16 protein-coding genes are annotated in these 17,245 nt (G+C 67.4%); 8 read left to right on the forward strand and 8 right to left on the reverse strand.

The genetic code is table 11. The annotated features are described in order from the left end of the window. Positions 1-5 precede the first annotated feature (5 nt). Positions 6-2,090, reverse strand: coding sequence for a glycosyltransferase (locus tag MRBLMS1_RS25725; RefSeq protein ID WP_485882998.1), 2,085 nt, complete (start codon positions 2,088-2,090; stop codon positions 6-8). A 138-nt stretch (positions 2,091-2,228) separates the two neighbouring features. Here MRBLMS1_RS25725 and MRBLMS1_RS25730 point away from each other — a divergent pair, with 138 nt between their 5' ends. Then, on the forward strand, positions 2,229-3,521 hold the full coding sequence (locus MRBLMS1_RS25730) for a putative O-glycosylation ligase, exosortase A system-associated (RefSeq protein ID WP_128141566.1): 1,293 nt from the start codon (positions 2,229-2,231) through the stop codon (positions 3,519-3,521). Further along, the gene (locus MRBLMS1_RS25735) at positions 3,518-4,453 is read left to right on the forward strand and encodes a polysaccharide deacetylase family protein (RefSeq protein ID WP_485883000.1); all 936 of its coding nucleotides are present in this window, start codon (positions 3,518-3,520) and stop codon (positions 4,451-4,453) included. The genes MRBLMS1_RS25730 and MRBLMS1_RS25735 overlap by 4 nt, the downstream gene beginning before the upstream one ends. Here the strand turns inward: MRBLMS1_RS25735 and MRBLMS1_RS25740 are convergent. From MRBLMS1_RS25740 to MRBLMS1_RS25750, 3 genes are read right to left on the reverse strand one after another with little or no spacing between them, the layout of a single operon-like run. Continuing rightward, positions 4,362-6,305, reverse strand: a complete 1,944-nt coding sequence (locus MRBLMS1_RS25740) for an asparagine synthetase B family protein (RefSeq protein ID WP_485883002.1) — start codon at positions 6,303-6,305, stop codon at positions 4,362-4,364. The two genes, MRBLMS1_RS25735 and MRBLMS1_RS25740, sit on opposite strands and share 92 nt — an antisense overlap. Further along, a complete protein-coding gene (locus MRBLMS1_RS25745) occupies positions 6,302-7,561 on the reverse strand; it encodes a pyridoxal-dependent decarboxylase, exosortase A system-associated (protein ID WP_485883004.1) in 1,260 nt (419 codons plus the stop codon). The genes MRBLMS1_RS25740 and MRBLMS1_RS25745 overlap by 4 nt, the downstream gene beginning before the upstream one ends. Then, the gene (locus tag MRBLMS1_RS25750) at positions 7,558-9,162 is read right to left on the reverse strand and encodes an acyl-CoA ligase (AMP-forming), exosortase A system-associated (RefSeq protein WP_485883006.1); all 1,605 of its coding nucleotides are present in this window, start codon (positions 9,160-9,162) and stop codon (positions 7,558-7,560) included. The genes MRBLMS1_RS25745 and MRBLMS1_RS25750 overlap by 4 nt, the downstream gene beginning before the upstream one ends. A 209-nt stretch (positions 9,163-9,371) precedes the next feature. On the opposite strand from MRBLMS1_RS25750, the gene MRBLMS1_RS25755 reads away from it, so the two are divergent. From MRBLMS1_RS25755 to MRBLMS1_RS25780, 6 genes are read left to right on the forward strand one after another with little or no spacing between them, the layout of a single operon-like run. Then, positions 9,372-10,127, forward strand: a complete 756-nt coding sequence (locus MRBLMS1_RS25755) for a GNAT family N-acetyltransferase (RefSeq protein WP_485883008.1) — start codon at positions 9,372-9,374, stop codon at positions 10,125-10,127. After that, positions 10,106-10,351: an acyl carrier protein gene (locus MRBLMS1_RS25760; RefSeq protein WP_128141571.1), complete on the forward strand. Its 246-nt coding sequence runs from the start codon at positions 10,106-10,108 to the stop codon at positions 10,349-10,351. Before MRBLMS1_RS25755 ends, MRBLMS1_RS25760 begins: the two co-directional genes overlap by 22 nt. Further along, entirely contained in the window at positions 10,348-11,205 is an 858-nt protein-coding gene (locus MRBLMS1_RS25765) for a hydrolase 2, exosortase A system-associated (RefSeq protein ID WP_139088904.1), read from the forward strand. The genes MRBLMS1_RS25760 and MRBLMS1_RS25765 overlap by 4 nt, the downstream gene beginning before the upstream one ends. Next, entirely contained in the window at positions 11,202-12,089 is an 888-nt protein-coding gene (locus tag MRBLMS1_RS25770; RefSeq protein ID WP_485883011.1) for a hydrolase 1, exosortase A system-associated, read from the forward strand. Before MRBLMS1_RS25765 ends, MRBLMS1_RS25770 begins: the two co-directional genes overlap by 4 nt. After that, positions 12,089-13,357: a glycosyltransferase gene (locus MRBLMS1_RS25775; RefSeq protein WP_485883013.1), complete on the forward strand. Its 1,269-nt coding sequence runs from the start codon at positions 12,089-12,091 to the stop codon at positions 13,355-13,357. Before MRBLMS1_RS25770 ends, MRBLMS1_RS25775 begins: the two co-directional genes overlap by 1 nt. Further along, positions 13,354-14,052, forward strand: coding sequence for an ABC transporter permease (locus tag MRBLMS1_RS25780; RefSeq protein WP_485883015.1), 699 nt, complete (start codon positions 13,354-13,356; stop codon positions 14,050-14,052). The genes MRBLMS1_RS25775 and MRBLMS1_RS25780 overlap by 4 nt, the downstream gene beginning before the upstream one ends. Here the strand turns inward: MRBLMS1_RS25780 and MRBLMS1_RS25785 are convergent. The 4 genes from MRBLMS1_RS25785 to purT are packed head-to-tail and all read right to left on the reverse strand — an operon-like array spanning position 14,039 to position 17,220. Beyond that, a complete protein-coding gene (locus MRBLMS1_RS25785) occupies positions 14,039-14,776 on the reverse strand; it encodes a hypothetical protein (RefSeq protein ID WP_485883017.1) in 738 nt (245 codons plus the stop codon). The genes MRBLMS1_RS25780 and MRBLMS1_RS25785 overlap by 14 nt on opposite strands. A gap of 15 nt (positions 14,777-14,791) precedes the next feature. After that, positions 14,792-15,238 carry a DUF6678 family protein gene (locus tag MRBLMS1_RS25790; protein WP_485883019.1) on the reverse strand — a complete coding sequence of 149 codons (447 nt, stop codon included), beginning with the start codon at positions 15,236-15,238 and terminating at the stop codon, positions 14,792-14,794. Beyond that, the gene (locus MRBLMS1_RS25795) at positions 15,235-15,948 is read right to left on the reverse strand and encodes a DUF6058 family natural product biosynthesis protein (RefSeq protein WP_128141577.1); all 714 of its coding nucleotides are present in this window, start codon (positions 15,946-15,948) and stop codon (positions 15,235-15,237) included. Before MRBLMS1_RS25795 ends, MRBLMS1_RS25790 begins: the two co-directional genes overlap by 4 nt. Positions 15,949-15,990: 42 nt before the next feature. Beyond that, entirely contained in the window at positions 15,991-17,220 is a 1,230-nt protein-coding gene (purT, locus tag MRBLMS1_RS25800) for a formate-dependent phosphoribosylglycinamide formyltransferase (protein WP_139088899.1), read from the reverse strand. Positions 17,221-17,245: the final 25 nt, after the last annotated feature.

The raw sequence follows: 17,245 nt of genomic DNA on the forward strand, positions 1-17,245 counted from the left end.
CGCGCCTACACGAGGCCGGCGTAAAACGCGCGCAACTGGCGTTCCAGGCGCGGCATCGAATAGCGCTGCACGGTTTCCTCACGCGCCAGCCGTCCCATGCGGGCGCGCCGGGGCGCATCCAGCAAGAGCTGCGCCACGGCCGCGCAGGCGGCGTGCTCGTCCTCGAGCGGCAGCAGCAGCCCGCCTTCGCTATCGTGCAGGATATCGTGGGTGCCAGGCACGTCCGTGCCCACGGCCGGCACGCCGCAAGCCATGGCCTCGATCGTGGCGATACCAAAGCCTTCGTTTTTACTCAACAGCACATGCAGGTCGAAGGCCGGCATCAGCAGCTCGACATGCTGCTGGAAGCCGGCAAACACGATCCTGTCCTGCAAGCCCGATTGCTGCGCCTGCAGCCGCAGCATGGCTTCCAGCGGCCCCGTGCCCACCAGCACTAAATATAGATTGGGAAATTGCGCGGCCAGCCTGGCGAACAGGGCCAGCAGCGCCTGCGGGCGCTTTTGCGCGGAGAGCCGGGCCACGCAGCCGAGCACGAGCGCGTCCGGCGGCAGCCCCAGCTGCTTGCGCGCCAGTATCCGCCGTTCGGGAGAGGCGATAAAAGTGTCCGTATCGACGCCGTTCGGTATCACGGCCAGCCGTGTTTCCGGGCGCAGCATGCCACGGTACAGGTCGAGGAAATGCCGCATGGCCGACGGCGACACGGCATACACGCCTTTGACGGTGCGGAACGCTTCCTGCAGCCGGGGCCGCTGCCAGTCGCTGAACGCTTCCAGAGGAAACGCATTGTGCACACTGATCACGGCCGGCAGCCGGCATTGCCGCGCCAGCCACAGGATGGAAGCGCCATAACTGGTCCAGCAAAACGCCACGTGGACGAGGTCGGGCCGCAGCCGCCGCAGCCGCCACGCCCCCGTGACCTTGGCGCGCAGCCAGTTCCAGCGCCGCCAGGCCCAGTGTTCGAGAAACAAGGGTGGCTCGTACACGCGCACTTGCAGATGCTGCGCGCGCAAACCTTGCACCCAGGCAGTAAAACCGGGAAAGCGCCGCAGGGCCAGCACGCTGTCATAGCCGCTCGCACCCAGCACTTTCGCCTCTTGCGCCATGCGCAGCTCCATGCCGCCCAGCTCGCCTGAATAACTGCTGATGACGATGCGCGGCAAGCGTTTGCGCCGTCCGCGCCACGCTTCATGGAAAAAGCCGCGCAGCCAGGCCCGTTCCCACTGGCGCAGGAACAGGTCGGCGTGGTCGCGCCGCAGCCAGGCCCGCACGGCGCCGAGGGAGTCGCGCACGTATCTGCCCAGCATCCAGCGCGGTACGCCGAGCAACTCCGCGCTCGGTGCGAATGTGGCCAGACGGCATTGGCCGCGGCCAAACAGCATGGCGCGGCGCAGTATCCAGGCGCGCTGCACTTGCGGGACGCGGATGATGTGCGCCACCCTCGCTTGCGGACAGAACCAGGAAGGATTGCCGGCCGCATGCATCTCCAGGTTGAGCCGGGTTTCGCTGCCCATGGCGTAGTTGGCGCCCTGCGGGCCGATGCTTTCGTCATAGCGGGCGCCCGCCTCGAAGATGCGGCGGCGTATCGCCATGTTGGCGCCCCAGACCAGGCCCGGATAGATGGGTGCGTCGCGCAAATCGGGGCTGGTGATGCCCCACGTCAAGCCAACGGGGGTCAGGCGCAGCAGCCAGTCTTGCGGTTGCTCGCGCCAGGCGGGCACGATGGCGCCGCCGAACAGGGCGTAGCCGGGGTGAGCGCGCGCGCTGTCCTGCAAGCGGCACAGCCAGTCCGATGCGGGCATGGCATCGTCGTCGCCAAACACGAACAGCTCGCCGCCATCGCCGCTTGAACGCAAGGCGTGTTCGACGGCCCCGTTCAGGGCGGGACTGCGGCCGCGCCGCGCCACGTAGACGGAACGCAAGGGCAAGCGGCCGCGAAAGGCGGCGATCACCTGGGCCGTGTCGTCCGTGCTGCCATTGTCGGCGATGATCAGGCGCCAGCCGCCCACGGGTGCTCGCAACCCCATGTAGGCGCGCAATACCTGGGGCAAGGTGCCGGCGCCATTGTAGGTCGCCATGAGAACGGTCAACAAGGACATGCCTCCTTGGTCTTACCATGACAAAACTATGTACTCAAGCAGTGTTGATCCAGTGTACTGAGCCTGCCCGCCAGCCCGTTGACAGGCATCAAGACCTTGCCAACCCGGGCACAACCAGGAGCGTCCCCCTTCATGCGCGACATACTGATTACCATCATCATCCTGGGCTCCCTGCCCTTCATCCTGAAGACACCGGCCACCGGCGGCCTGATGTGGGTCTGGGTCAGCGTGATGAACCCGCACACGCAGGGCTGGGGCTTTGCCACGCACATGCCGTTCGCCTTCATCATCGCCATTGCCACCCTGATCAGCCTCGTGATGACGCGCGAGCCGAAAAACCTGCCGCTCACGCCGGTCAGCGTGCTGCTGCTGTTGTTCGTCATGTGGATGAATGTCACGGCTCCGTTCGCCCTGATTCCGGAATCGTCATGGGTACAGTGGAACAAGGTGATGAAGATCATGCTGATGAGCTTTGTCATCATGATGGTGATACGCACGCGGCGCGACATCGTGCACTTGGTCTGGGTGCTGGTGGGGTCGATCGGCTATTACGGCGTGAAAGGCGGCATCTTCACCATCCGCAGCGGCGGCACGGACCGGGTCTGGGGACCGGAAGAAACGTTTATCGGGGATAACAATGCGCTGGCCCTGGCCCTGATCATCACCATCCCCCTCATGTATTATCTGCAGCAAAACACGGACAAACGCTGGGTGCGCCATGGCTTGTCTGCGGCGATGCTGTTGTCGGCCCTGGCGGCGCTGGGCTCGTATTCGCGCGGCGGGCTGCTGGCCATTGCCGCCATGGGCCTGTTCATGTGGCTGAAAAGCGACCGCAAGATGGTGCTGGGCGCGCTGCTCGGCGCCGTCGCGCCGCTGCTGCTGGCCTTCATGCCCGAGCGCTGGGCCGAACGCATGGACACCATCAACACCTATCAGGACGACGTCTCCGCCATGGGCCGCCTGAACGCCTGGCGCATGGCCTGGAACCTGGCGCGCGACCGTTTTCCAGGCGGCGGCTTCGACGTTTCCGACGCGGCCATCTTTGCCCGCTATGCGCCCAACCCCATGGATGTGCATGCGGCGCACAGCATTTACTTCCAGGCGCTGGGCGAACACGGCTTTGTCGGCTTGTTGATTTACCTGGCGCTGGGCATCGCCACCTGGCGCACGGCCGCCGCCATCATCCGCCGCACGCGGGGCAAGCCGGAACTGCGTTGGGCGCATGGCCTGGCCACCATGAGCCAGGCCAGCCTGATCGGCTTTGCCGTGGGCGGCGCCTTCCTCAGCCTGCTGTATTTCGACATGCCGTATTACCTGATGGCCGCCCTGATCGCCACGCGCATCATCGTCGAGCGGCAGGTGCCCACCCTCACCTCTACTTCCCGCCAGGCCAGGCCCCGGGCCGCCATCGTGGAGCAGCCATGACAGCCACCTTGTCCATCCTGATCTACCACCGCGTGCTGGCGCGGCCCGACCCGCTGTTTCCCGGCGAAGTGGACGCCGTGCTGTTCGAACGCCAGCTGCGCTTGTTGAAATGTTTCTATACGCCGCTATCGCTCAGCGATGCCGTGCAGCGCTTGCAGAATGGCAACCTGCCGCAGCGCGCCGCCTGCATCACCTTCGACGACGGCTATGCGGACAATGCGCACGTCGCCCTGCCGCTGCTGCAGCGCCATGGCATGCACGCCACGTTTTTCATCGCCACGGGCTACCTGGACGGCGGGCAGATGTGGAACGACACGGTGATCGACGCCGTGCGCCAGGCGGCCGGGCCCGTGCTGGACTTGCGCAAACACGAGCTGGGGACGTTCCCCGTCGCCAGCCTGGCGCAGCGGCAAGCTGCCATCGCCACGCTGCTGGGGCAGCTCAAGTACCTGCCGTTCGCCCGGCGCCAGCAGCTGGCCATGCGGATACGCCGCCAGGCGGGCGTCCTGGCAGGTCCGCCCGCCATGCTGAGCACGGCGCAGCTGCGCCAGTTGCATGCGGCCGGCATGGAGGTGGGCGCGCACACGGACAGCCATCCGATTTTGTCCACCTTGCCGGACCACGCGGCGCGGCAAAACATCGCCGACGGCAAGCGCCAGCTGGAAAGTTTGCTCCAGGCGCCCGTCACCCTGTTTGCATATCCGAACGGCAAGGCCGGGCGCGACTATGGCGCGCCGCACGTGGCGATGGTCAAAAGCCTCGGTTTCAAGGCGGCCGTGGCCACGGACTGGGGCGTGGCGCGCCCCGGCGCGGAGCTCGACTTGCTGCAGCTGCCCCGCTTTACGCCGTGGGATCGAGGACGCCTGGCGTTTCTGTGGCGCATGCGGCAAAACCGCCGGCAAACGCACCCAGCGCGCCCGGATGCTGGCTGAGCCACTGTTCCAGCATCAGCAGCAGCCAGACCATGGTGCCGTGATAGGCCGGGTGTTCCGCCAGCAAGCGCCCTTGCAGATCGTCGATGAAGGCGGGCCGCACGATGCCGCGCCCGCGCAGCTGCGTGAGGTTGTCGAATGCAAACTCGCGCAGCGGCGGGTGGCTGTGCAGCCACAGGCCGAAAGGCAGGCCGAAGCCGTGCTTTTTCTTGCGCACGATGGCCGGTGGCAGGATTTCCGCCAGCGCCCGCTTGAAGAAAGGCCGCAGCCGCATACCGTCGAGCTTGTCGCGCGGCGCCAGTCGCGCGGCAAACGCCACCATCGCATCATGCAGGAAGGGAAACGCCGCTTCTACGCCAGCCAGCTCGCAGGCCTTGCGCACCTTGAACAGGTCGTTGTCGGCCAAAGTAAAACGCATGTCGAGGGCCAGCAGCTCATTGATCTGGCTCAAGCCCTGGCCTTGGCGCTCCCAATACGCGCCATTCACGCAGCCGGGCGCCATGCCCGGATCGATGGTATCGATGAAACCCGCTTCCAGCACCGTGCGGTGGCCATGGCGCAGCAGCAGGTTGTAGCTGTCGAGCCGGGCCGGCAGCGGCAGGCTCGACAGTTCGATATAGCGGCGCGCCTTGTCGCCCAGCCGCCACGGTTTGCCCGTGCGTGCGCGGAACAGCAGCGGTTCGATGATGGCCTGGCGCAACATGGCGGGCAAGCGCTCGTACTGCGACAGCAAGGCCTGGTGCGCATAGCGCTCATTGCCGCCAAACAGTTCATCGCCGCCGTCGCCACCCAAGAGGCGCGTTACGCCATCCTCGCGCGCCATCTGCGCGCAGTAAAAGGCGGGAATGGCCGAGGCGTTACCGAAAGGCTGGTCGAAGATGGCCGCCATGGCGGGAATGGCGGCCAGCACATCGGCCGGCGTCACGTAGCGCTCGTGGTGGATGCTGCCAGCGTGGCTGGCGGCCAGGCGCGCATACGCCATTTCGTCATAGCCTGGTGCGTCAAAACCGATGGAATACGTGCGCGCGGGCCGGCCCGTCACTTGCCCCATGATGGCGGCCACGGTGGAACTGTCCGTGCCGCCGCTGAGAAACGCGCCCGTGTCCGCCCCATCCGCACCCAAGCTGCTTTCCACGGCCTGGCGCAGCAGGCGCAGGAATTCCTGCTTGTTGCTGGCAAAGCTGGCCCGCGTGCGCGCCGCGCCCGGCTCGTGGAAGGCCAGTTGCCAGTAGCTGCCCTTGCATTGCTTGCCGCCGCGCACATGCAGGTATTCGCCGGGCAGCAAGCGCTGCTGGCCAAGATAAGCCGTGGCCGGGCCGGGCACCATGTGGAAAAAAAGGTAGTGATACAGCGCCTGCGGATCGAGCGCGCCTCGCACGGACGGATGGGCCAGCAAGGCGTCATGCGAGGAGGCAAAGAACAGGCCTTGCGCATTGCCCGCATAGCTGAGGGGGTGGATTCCGGTGCGGTCCACGGCCAGCAGGGCCGAACCGGAAAAGGCGTCGAGGATGGCCAGCGAGAATGGCCCGGACAGGCTGGCGCAGGCCGCCACTCCCCGGCTCAGCCACAGGGACGCGATGCGGCTTGCCACGTCGTCGGCCGAACCGTCAAGCATGGGCCGGCCCCAGATGGCCACTTGCAAGCCATCCTGCTGATACACATGGCGGCTGCCGTCGATGGCGGCCACGGCCACGCCACCCACTTCGCTCACGCAGGCAATCAGGGGGGCGCTATCGAAACGCGACAGAGGCGCGGCCATGCCGGCCAGCGCGGCGCCACTGGCATCGGCATCGGCGGCGACAGAGCCCGCTGCCCCGCCAGGCGCCGCCAGCCAGCCGCACAGGCCGCTCATACGAGCACCTCGGCCGGCAGCGGATGGCCAAGAAACGCCGTCGGGCTGGCCGTCAAGCCATACGCGCCCGACTGGAACACGACCACCAGATCGCCCTCCTCGGCGCGCGCCATCTCCATCTGGTCGGCCAGCAAGTCCAGCGGCGTGCACAACGGCCCCACGACGGACGCCACTTCACGCGCCCCGCCGTGCAGCCGGTTGCCGATGGCAACCGGATAATTCTTGCGGATCAGCTGGCCGAAATTGCCCGAGGCCGCCAAGTGGTGGTGCAAGCCGCCATCGGTGACGAGAAATACTTGTCCATGCGACACCTTGCGTTCGAGTACTTTGCATACATAAATACCGGCCTCGGCCACCAGATAGCGGCCCAGCTCCAGGTTCAGGCGCGCGCCCGGCGCCGCCTGATCCAGGATAGCGAGCTGCCGCTGCAAGCCGTCCGCCACAGGCGCCAGGTCCAGCGCCTGGTCGCCGGGAAAATACGGCACGCCGAAGCCGCCGCCGATATTCAGGGTGCGCAAGGGCGACGGCGCGCTGTCGGCCAGTTGCAGGGCCAGTTGCACGCTCAGGGCTTGTGCTTCAGCCAGGGCCACCGCCGACAGGCTTTGCGAGCCTGCATACAGGTGAAAACCATAAAAATCCAGCCCCAGCTGGCCAATGCGGCCCAGCAGCGCCGGCACGAGGGCCGCATCGACGCCAAACGGCTGCGCGCCGCCGCCCATGCGCATGCCCGTGCGGCGCAAGGCGAAATCGGGATTCACGCGTACGGCGACCCTGGACGTCATGCCCAACCGTTCGCTGGCCAGCGCCACCCTTTCCAGCTGGGCGCCCGACTCCACGTTGATCAATACGCCAGCGGCCACGGCCCGCGCCAGTTCGCCATCGCTCTTGCCCGGGCCCGCAAAGCTGATGCGTTCCGGCGCCATGGGCGTATCGAGCGCCGTGGCCAGTTCGCCGCCCGAGGCCACGTCGATGCCGTCGACCAGGCCCGCCAGCCATTGCACCACGGCCGGCATGGGGTTGGCCTTCATCGCGTAATGCACATGCACGCCGGCGGGCAAGGCGGCGCGCAATTGCGCCACGCGGCGCGTGATGTGCGCGCGGTCATACGCGTAGAACGGCGTGCTGCCCACCCTCTGGGCCAGTCGGCGCAAAGAAATACCGCCGACCTGCAGCATGTCGCCATCCATGGCAAACTGCTGGCCCAAGGCCGAGTGCAAGGGCAATTCCGTACTGTTCGAGCGGATCAAGTCCTTCATGCCGCGTCTCCTGTTTGGACCGCATACGCGCGCGCCAGTTCCCGGGCCAGCAAGGGGCGGTCAATCTTGCCGTTCGGATTGCGCGGCAGCACGCCGTCGCGGATCTCCACCCACAGCGGCACCATATAGCTGGGCAGGCGTGCGCGGCAGGCTGCCAGCACGCTGTCGCGCTGCAATTCCACACCGGGCGCGGGCGTGACGAGCAAGGCGATGGCCTGGCCCAGCACGGCATGGGGCAGGCCCAGCGCAGCGGCATCGCCCACCAGCCCGCTCGCATACGCAACTTCCTCGATCTCGGCCGGGCTGACCCGGTAGCCCGACGTCTTGATCATGTCATCGCTGCGCCCGACGAAATACAGATAGCCATCCGCATCGCGGCGCACCGTGTCGCCCGACCAGACGGCCAGCTCCGGCAGCACCAGGCCGCTTGCCTGCGGCGGCAGCGGCTTGAAGCGTTCGGCCGTGCGCGCCGCGTCGTTCCAGTAGCCGAGCGCCACCAGCGCGCCACGGTGCACGAGCTCGCCCGGTTCGTCGGCGTCGCACACGCTGCCGTCGGGACGCAGCACCAGCACTTCCGCGTTCGGGATCGCTTGCCCGATGGAATCGGGGCGCCGCTCCAGCTGCTCCGGCGCCAAATAGGTCGAGCGGAACGCTTCCGTCAAGCCATACATCAGGTAGACCTGCGTGCGCGGCAACGACTGGCGCAGCCGGTCGAGCGTGGAACGCTGCATCACGCCGCCCGAATTGGTGATGTAGCGCAAGGGCGTGGACAAGGGCCAGCTCAGCTGGGACAGCTGCACCCACAGCGGCGGCACGGCGGCCAGGCCCGTGATGGCTTCCTGCTCGACGGTTTCGACGATATCGCGCAGCAGCAGATAATTCATCAGTACGGCACAGGCGCCGCTGGCAAACGCCGTTGTCAGCTGGCTCAGGCCATAATCAAAACTGAGCGGCAAGACGCACAGGATGCGGTCCTGCGGCGTGTTGCGCAGATAGCCCGACACGCTGAGCGCGCCCGCCAGCATGTTGCGGTGCGACAGCACCACGCCTTTCGGTCGCCCCGTGCTGCCCGAGGTATATAAAATGGCGGCCATGTCCATGTCGATCGCCGCATGCGGCTGCGGCACGCCAGCGGCGGGCACATTGGTGGGCACCGCGGTCCACGGCAGCACGCGCAGCTTGCCCAGGCTGGACTCCGCCTCCCCTTCGCCCGTCAGCAGCACCGTCCGCAAGTCCGGGCAGGCGGCCAGCGCGGGGCCCAGCTGCGCCAGGCGTTCGCGCGACGTGACGAGGATGGCCACGTTGCAGTCGGCCAGGATATACGCCACCTGGTCAGGCTTGAGCAGCGGATTGACGGGCACGAACACGCCGCCGGCCGCCGCCGCGCCAAACATGGCGCTGACGTTTTCCGGGCGTTTTTCCAGGTACACGGCCACACGCGCGCCACCTTGCAAGCCCAGGGTCAGCAGGGTCGCGGCCGCCTCGCGCACGGACTGCGCCAACGCGGCATAGCTCAGCTCCTCGCCCTGCCACGACAGGGCCGGCGCGTGGGGGGCGCGCTGCGCCGTTTCAAAGATCAGATCGTGTATCAGTGTTGCCATCGTGTCGCCCCAGGGTTGCCATGATTGCCATGCATCCCCCTATGATTGGGACAAACGGGCGCGGCAGTGTTGATTTTTATCAAGCAAGCACCTCTCCCCACGGACGGTGGCCTATCTGGCGCAATGCTTGAGGCCGCGCAACATCGGCCACTGGCCGCTGCGCTCTAATGGACAGCGTTGGCTGCATAGCCGCCCCGTCCGTTACTACCATGGCCCTGTCCCCGCAATTTCCCTTGCTGCAACGGCTGGCCGCCAGCGTCGCCCAGCTGGGCTGGCGCGACAGCGCCTGGCTGGCCGTGGCCCGGCTGCTGGCAACGGTGCCGGGCGGACGCTGCGCGCTGTACCGCTACCAGTTCGTGGCGCAAGCCGTGGCGCCAGGCTCGCTGTGCCGCGGGCGCGGCCAGTCGATTGCCGTCACTCCCTGCGTGGCGGAAGCGGACTTGCCGCCAGGTCCCGAGCGCCGGCCCGGCGCACTGCGCGAACGCTACCGCCAGGGTGCGCAATGCCTGTTGGCGCAAGACAAGTCCGGCATGGTTGGCTGGATCTGGCTGCTGCGCCACGGCTGCCAGGAAGACGAGGTGCGCGCCCGCTATGCGCTGGCTTCAAACCAGTCATCGTGGGACCTCGACGTGTGGGTGCAGCCCGAACAGCGCGGTGGCCTCGTCTTCGCGCGCCTGTGGGAAGAAGCCAACGCCGTGCTGTACGCCCAGGGCGTGCGCTGGTCGTGCAGCCGCATCTCGCGTTTCAACCGTGCCTCGCTGGGCGCCCACGCGCGCCTGGGCACGCACGCGCTGGGCACGGCCACCTTCATTCGCTGCGGGCGCTGGCAATGGATGGCCTCCAGCCTGCCGCCCTATGTACACCTGTCGCGCCGTCCCGACGACATACCCTGCCTGGCCTTCGATACGTCGTCCCTGCCGCACTACCCTTCCCTGGAGCTGACATGCCGCATCTTGAAGCAGTAAAGCACATCCTCGACACCACCCTGGGCTTGAACGGGCGCGCGCTGGAAGCCCACACGCCGCTCCTGGGCAGCGTGCCGGAACTCGACTCGATGGCCGTGATCGGCGTGATCGCCGCACTGGAAGACCATTTCGGCATCATCGTCGCCGACGACGACATCCACGCGCGCCACTTTGCCACCGTGGGCACCCTGCACGATTTCGTGTTTGCAAAGCTGCGACCATGAACCGCGCCCTCACCGACGCGCTGCCGCTGCTGCCCTTCTTCCTGCCCGCCAGCGGCGGCCAGCGCTATTGTTTGCTGCACCTGCCGCCACCGGGCCAGGCCGCGCGCGGCGGCATCCTCTACGTGCATCCGTTCGCGGAAGAATTGAATAAAAGCCGCCACGTGGCGGCCGCGCAGGCGCGCGCCTTTGCCGCGGCCGGCTACAGCGTGCTGCAGATCGACCTGTTCGGCTGCGGCGACAGCAGCGGCGACTTTGGCGAAGCGCGCTGGGACATCTGGCACAACGACCTGCACCTGGCGTGCGCGTGGCTGGCGCAGCGGGTCAACGGCCCCTTGACCGTGTGGGGCTTGCGCCTGGGCGCCCTGCTGGCCCTCGATTTCGCCAGCAACCCGCCGCTGCCCCTGGCCCGTTTGCTGCTGTGGCAACCGGAACTCGACGGACGGCGCGTCATCGACCGTTTCCTGCGCCTGCGCCTGGCGGCCGGCATGCTGGCCGGCGGCGGGCAGGAAGCGCCCGGCCATGCGCGCGCCGCACTGGCGGAAAGTGAGCCAGTGGAAGTGGCCGGCTACCTGCTGGCGCCAGCGCTGGCGCACGCCATCGATGACGTCAGCGCGTCCGCGCTGCAGCCTGCCGTTCCTGTCTACTGGCTCGATTACCGGGGGCCGGAGCAGGCAGCCGCGCCCTTGCCGCCGCTGGCGCGGCAATGGCGGGACCAGGGCGCCGCCGTCCACGTTGCCAGCTTTGGCGACGGCCCGTTCTGGCATAGCGGCGAGCTGCTCGCGTGTCCGCAACTGCTGGACGCCACGCGCACGCTGTGCCGCGACTGGCTCGCCGAGGAAAGGACGCCGCCATGAAGCGCGACAGCGGCCAGCAGCACCTCGCGGCACCCGCCGTGCGCGAACTGGCCCTGCGCTTTCGCAGCGCAGCGGACGACGGCGAGGCGCAGGCGCGCATGATCGGCATCCTCAGCCTGCCCGACGCACCGGGTCCGCGCGGCGTATTGATCGTCACGGGCGGGCCGCAGTACCGGATCGGCAGCCACCGCCAGTTCGTCTTGCTGGCACGCGCCCTGGCCGCGCAAGGCTGGCCCGTGCTGCGTTTCGACTTGCGCGGCATGGGCGACAGCGAGGGTAGCGCGCGCGACTACCGCGCGGCCGGTCCCGACATCGCCGGCGCGCTGGCGCAATTCTTCGACGCCGTGCCGGCCTTGCGCGAAGTGGCGCTGTGGGGCTTGTGCGACGGCGCCACGGCAGCGGCCTGCCATGCGCCGCACGACGCGCGCGTCAAAGCCCTGATCCTGCTCAACCCGTGGGTGCGCAGCAGCGTCGGCCTGGCGCGCGCCACCCTGCGCCACTATTATTTGCCACGCCTGCTGCAAGGCGGTTTCTGGCGCAAGCTGGCCAGCGGTGGACTGCAGCTGGGCGCCAGCCTGGCGTCGCTGCGGCAGGTGGCGGCCGCCACGCAAGAACCGTCAACGCAGGAAGACGATGCGCCCGCGCCGGCCCTGCTGCGGGCGCTGGCGCAATTCCAGGGCAAGGTCTTGCTGATCCTCAGCGGCGACGACTTGGGTGCGCACGAGTGGCAAGCCCTGCTCGATGGCGACACAGCCTGGCGCGCCGTGGCCGCCCGCCCGCAATGGACGCAGGCGCAGGTCGCTGGCGCCAACCACACGTTCGCCAGCGCCGCCAGGCGTGGCGAGGTCGAACAGCTGTGCGCACGGTGGCTGCAGTCATGGTAATGACCTCACCAAAACGGGTACTGATGGTCGCCTACCATTTCCCGCCGTTTGCCGGCGGCAGCGGCATCCTGCGCACGCTGGGTTTTGCCCGCCACTTGCCCGACTGCGGCTGGCAGCCGCTCGTGCTCAGCCCCTCGCCGCTCGCGTATGCGCAGCGGGGCAATACGCAACTGGCGCAGGTCGGCGCGCAAGCGACCGTGCGGCGCACCCTGGCGCTGGACGCGGCGCGCCATTTGTCCATCGCCGGGCGCTATCCGCGCTGCCTGGCGCTGCCCGACCGCTGGAGTTCCTGGTGGCTGAGCGCCGTGCCGGCCGGCCTGCGCATGATCCGCGAATACCGCCCCGACGCCATCTGGTCGACGTACCCGATCGCCACGGCGCACCTGATCGCGATGACCTTGCAAAAACTCAGCGGCCTGCCATGGATCGCCGACCAGCGCGACCCCATGCTCGACGACAGCGACCCGCTGGCGCCGTATCCGCCCGAGCCGCGCCTGCACCGCATGCATGCGTGGATCGAACAGCGCATCGCGGCGCGCAGCGCGGCCATCGTCTGCACCACGCCTGGCGCCATCGCGGCGCACCAGCGGCGCCTGGCGCAAGTGGGGCGCGAGCGCTTCTGCCTGATCGAAAATGGCCACGACGATGACGAGGACGCCGCGCCGCTGGCCGGGCCGCGCGGCCACCGCAGCCGCTTTCTTCTGCTGCATAGCGGCGTGATCTACCCGTCCGAGCGCGATCCCCAGCCGCTGTTCGAAGCGCTGGCCCGGCTGCGCCACGACGGCGTGCTGCACGCCCGCAATTTCCAGCTGGTGCTGCGCGCCACGGGCCACGATGCGTGGCTGGCGGGATTGCTGGCGAAATACGGCATCCTGGATCTGGTGAGCCTGGAACCCTTGCAGCCGCACGAGGATGCGCTGCGCGAAATGCTGGCCGCCGACGGCTTGCTGCTGCTACAGGCGGCCAACTGCAACGGACAGATTCCCGCCAAGCTGTATGAATACCTGCGTTGCCGACGGCCCATCCTCGCGCTGACCGACCTGGCCGGCGACAGCGCGGCCAAGCTGCGCCACTGCGGCATCGACACCATCGGCCAGCTGGCGTCCAGCGGCGACTGCGCACGCGCGCTGCTGCGTTTTTTGGAACTGGCGCGCCAGGGCCGCGCCCCGCTGGCCAGCCCCACCGCCATCGCCCTGCAATCGCGGCAAGCCCGCAGCAACGCCCTGGCCGATTTGCTCGACCAGGTCAGCCACAGGAGTCCGACATGAAGCATTGCTTGTTAGCCTGCACCCTCGCCGCCTGCTGCGCCAGCGCTACTGCCGCCGAGTGCCCGCCCTACGTCAAGCGCACGCCGGGCGGCGACTACACGAGCGCGGAAGACCGCGACGGTCTGTCCGTGGTCGAAAAATTCCATTTTTCGCGCGCCGTGGAAACGCTCACGCAAGGCATGACGGGCAGCCTGGGCGCCGACATCAGCTACACGCTCGAACACTTCCCGAACCACCACCGGGCGCTGGCATCGATGGCCAAGCTGGGATTGCGCCTGAAAAGCGCGCAGCCGGTGGGCGCCCGCTACACAGTCAGCTGCTACTTCGAACGGGCGATCGCCTTCGCGCCGCACGACGTGACGGCGCGCATGGTGTATGGCAGCTATTTGCTGTCCACGGGCCAGGATGCGATGGCGCTGGAACAGCTGGACGCTGCCAGCCGCCTGGCGCCGGATCAGGCCACCATCCAGTACAACCTGGGCCTGATGTATGCAAAGAAGAAGGAATACGAGAAAGCCAGCGCGCACGCGCAAAAAGCCTATGCGCTGGGTTTTCCCTTGCCGGGGCTGAAGAACAAGCTGAAGGCGGCGGGCAAATGGCGCGAGCCGCCGCCGGCCGTCGTCGTGGAGGCGAAGGAAGCGCCGAAAGCGGAAGAACCGGCAATGCCGCCGGTCGAAGAACCTAGCGGGGAATGACGGCCGGCCGCTGGGCCACGCTCCAATGCCCGGCCGGCGACGCGGCCAGCGCGGCGGCCAGGTCGCGCCGCGCTTGGGCCTTGTCTTCCGCCTCGCTGATGTATGCCAGTTCGGCCGGCTGCAGCACTGTGAGCGTCAGCAGCATCACGTCGCCGAACGGTGTGCCGAACGAAGGGGGAATGGTGCCCGCACCCTGGGCCAGCAGCACGCCCACCTGTTCGTTCTCGTCTTCGAGGCCCTTGGGCGCGTCCTGCAAGTCCAGCGCCATCGACACGCTGCCGTGGCGCTGCACCAGCAAATCGATGGAGCCATGGTCGGCCACGTTCTGGCTGACCTGGTAAATCAGATCGAACAGCCACGATGCCTGCAGCGGATCGCCGTTGAAAACGGACAGCGGCGCCTCGATGCACACTTCCAGCAGGTGGCCGCGCGGGACAAACACGTCGTCGTCATCCTCGAACGGGTCGCTCAAGCCATCGCTGGCAATCAGGATGGAATCATTGCGGCGTATCACCCGCCAGGCCTGGCGCAACGATGGCCAGCGCGGCCCCCCCATGAAAGCGGGGTTGACCAGCGGCGCCAGCACGTCGGCGTCAACGGCGCCCAATGTGGCATAGAAGGCGTCGCGCGCGGCGCACGCCGTGGCCAGCATCTGCGCGCCCGCTTCCTTGCCGACGACGGCGTCGTCCGGTTGCGGCACCTGGGGAATAAGGTTTTCAGGCATGAGAGAGTCTTTGAATTAGTCGGCGGTTGGGAAGTCGTGATAATTGCGGGGCAAATAGCCCCAGATGCGCGCCACCCTGTCCCGCACTTCGAAATCGAAGCCGATGCGTTCGAGCGCCGGCACGATCCACACGCCGTGGTCGATGATTTTCTTGGGCAGCAGCATGGCCACGTGTTCTTCCGAGTACAGGCTGATATCGAACCATTCCACGCCCATGAACGGGAACGGCGGGTGGTAATCCCATTCCGTATCCCAGCGCGACACATAGCCGGTGACGGAGCCGTAACGGTACGACGGCGCCCAGTCGGTGCGTCCGCGCATAAAGGCCAGCAGTTCGTTCCACTTGCAATCGTTGGCGGCGCCGGCCAGGTTGCGCCGCGCGATGTGGCCGCGCAGCTTGCGCTTGATGTCGTCGCCGCCGGCATCGGCCTGCGGCAGGCTGTGCGTGGCCGATGCCGTCATGCGGGCGTCCCTTCTTCATCGCTCACGCGGATATTCGCCCGCAGGTCCTCGACCAGCCGCTTGCGGCTGCTCAAGGCATATTCGATGGGTGAAAACGGCATGGCGGCCGCCGCATAGGCATCGATCAGCGCATGCATCTGCTGCGCCTGCGCTGGCGGCAACAGCGTCTTGCTGCCGTTCGCGCTTTGCTGCGCGAGCTTTTCCTGCAGCACTTCCTTCCAGGCGATGTGCGCCTCGGACATGGGATTGGCCACGCACAGGGAAAACGTGCCGTTCAAAAAATACGTCCAGGCGCTGTCGGTGCGGGCGCGCAAGCCCTCCGCGATCGGCGCGCCGCTGTCGCCGAAGCTGTCGCGCAGGCGCCAGGTCGTCAGGTTCAAGGCCGCCAGCGCGGCGCCATAGCGGACAGCAAATTGCGCCTGCAGGCGCGCTGGCGCCGTATCCGCCCCTTCGGCGAGCGCGTGCCGCGCAACGGCGATCCAGGCCAGCTGCGACGGCGGAAAATAGCGGCCGGCCCTGGCCCCGGGCGCCGCCATGGCGCCAAAGACGAAAGAGCACAGATTGCCGCCGTCATCGACCACGTACGCAGGCGCGGGAACGAGGCGGGCCTGGATCAGGGCGTCGATGTCCGCCATGGTCATGGCGGCGGCCGCCGCCAGCTGGGTCTCGTCCAGATAGTGCTGCGCGAGATACGTATCGAGTTCCGTCATGCTCCGGCTTCCATGTTGATGATGTTGTATTTGCAGACAGGCTTATTTTGCCACCGGCTTGACTTTCGATGCGGCCAGCACGGCGCGCGCGCGGGCCGTGTCGATATCGCCGGCCGTGGCCAGCGCCACGCCCATGCGGCGGCGGGCGAACGATTCCGGCTTGCCGAACAGGCGCAAGTCCGCGCCCGGCACGCTCAGGGCGTCGGCCACGCCTTCGAAGGCGATGCCTTTCGCTTCCAGCTGGCCGTAGATGACGGCCGATGCACCGGGCGAACGCAGCGCCACGTTGACGGGCAGACCGAGGATGGCTTTCGCGTGCAGCTCGAATTCGCTCTGCACCTGGCTGGCCATGGTGACCATGCCCGTATCGTGCGGACGGGGGCTCACTTCCGAGAACCATACCATGTCGTCCTTGACGAACAGCTCCACGCCGAACAGGCCCAGGCCGCCCAGGTTGTCCGTCACCTTGCGCGCGATGTCGCGCGAGCGCTCGAGGGCCAGCGGCGACATGCGGGCCGGCTGCCACGATTCCACGTAGTCGCCATGCACCTGCAAGTGGCCGATCGGCTCGCAGAACTGCGTCTCGATCTGTCCCGAAGCGCCGACGGCACGTACGGTCAGCAAGGTGATTTCGTAGTCGAAGTCGATGAAACCCTCGACGATGACCCGGCCCGTATCGACACGGCTGCCGCTGGCCGCATACGCCCACGCCGCGTCCACGTCCGCGGCGCCATCGAGTTTGGACTGCCCCTTGCCCGACGACGACATCACGGGTTTCACGACGCACGGAAAGCCGATCTCCTGGCATGCCAGCTGCAACTCCCGCAGGCTGCTGGCGAAGCGGTATGGCGACGTGGCCACGCCCAGGGTTTCCGCCGCCAGGGTGCGGATGCCTTCGCGGTTCATCGTCAGCACGGCCGCGCGCGCGTTCGGGATGCACGTGATTTGCCCGGCCGCTTCCAGCGCCGCCAGGGTGTCGGTGGCGATGGCTTCGATTTCGGGCACGATCAGGTCCGGCTTTTCCAGTTCGATCAGGGCGGCCAGGGCCACGCCGTCGCTCATGTCGATCACGTGCGAGCGGTGCGCCACCGGGTGGCCCGGCGCGTTCGGATAGCGGTCGACGGCGATCACTTCCACGCCCAGGCGCTGCAGCGACATGATCACTTCCTTGCCCAATTCACCCGAACCCAGCAGCATGACTTTGATGGCGGTGGAAGACAGGGGCGTGCCGAAGGTACGGGGCGCGATGGTGCTGCTGGTGCTAGTGGTCATGGCAGGATCTGTAGGCGGTGGAAAG

The sequence above is a fragment of the Massilia sp. LMS1-1-1.1 genome (assembly GCF_040815535.1).
GTDB classification, from domain to species: Bacteria; Pseudomonadota; Gammaproteobacteria; order Burkholderiales; family Burkholderiaceae_D; genus Janthinobacterium; species Janthinobacterium aestuarii.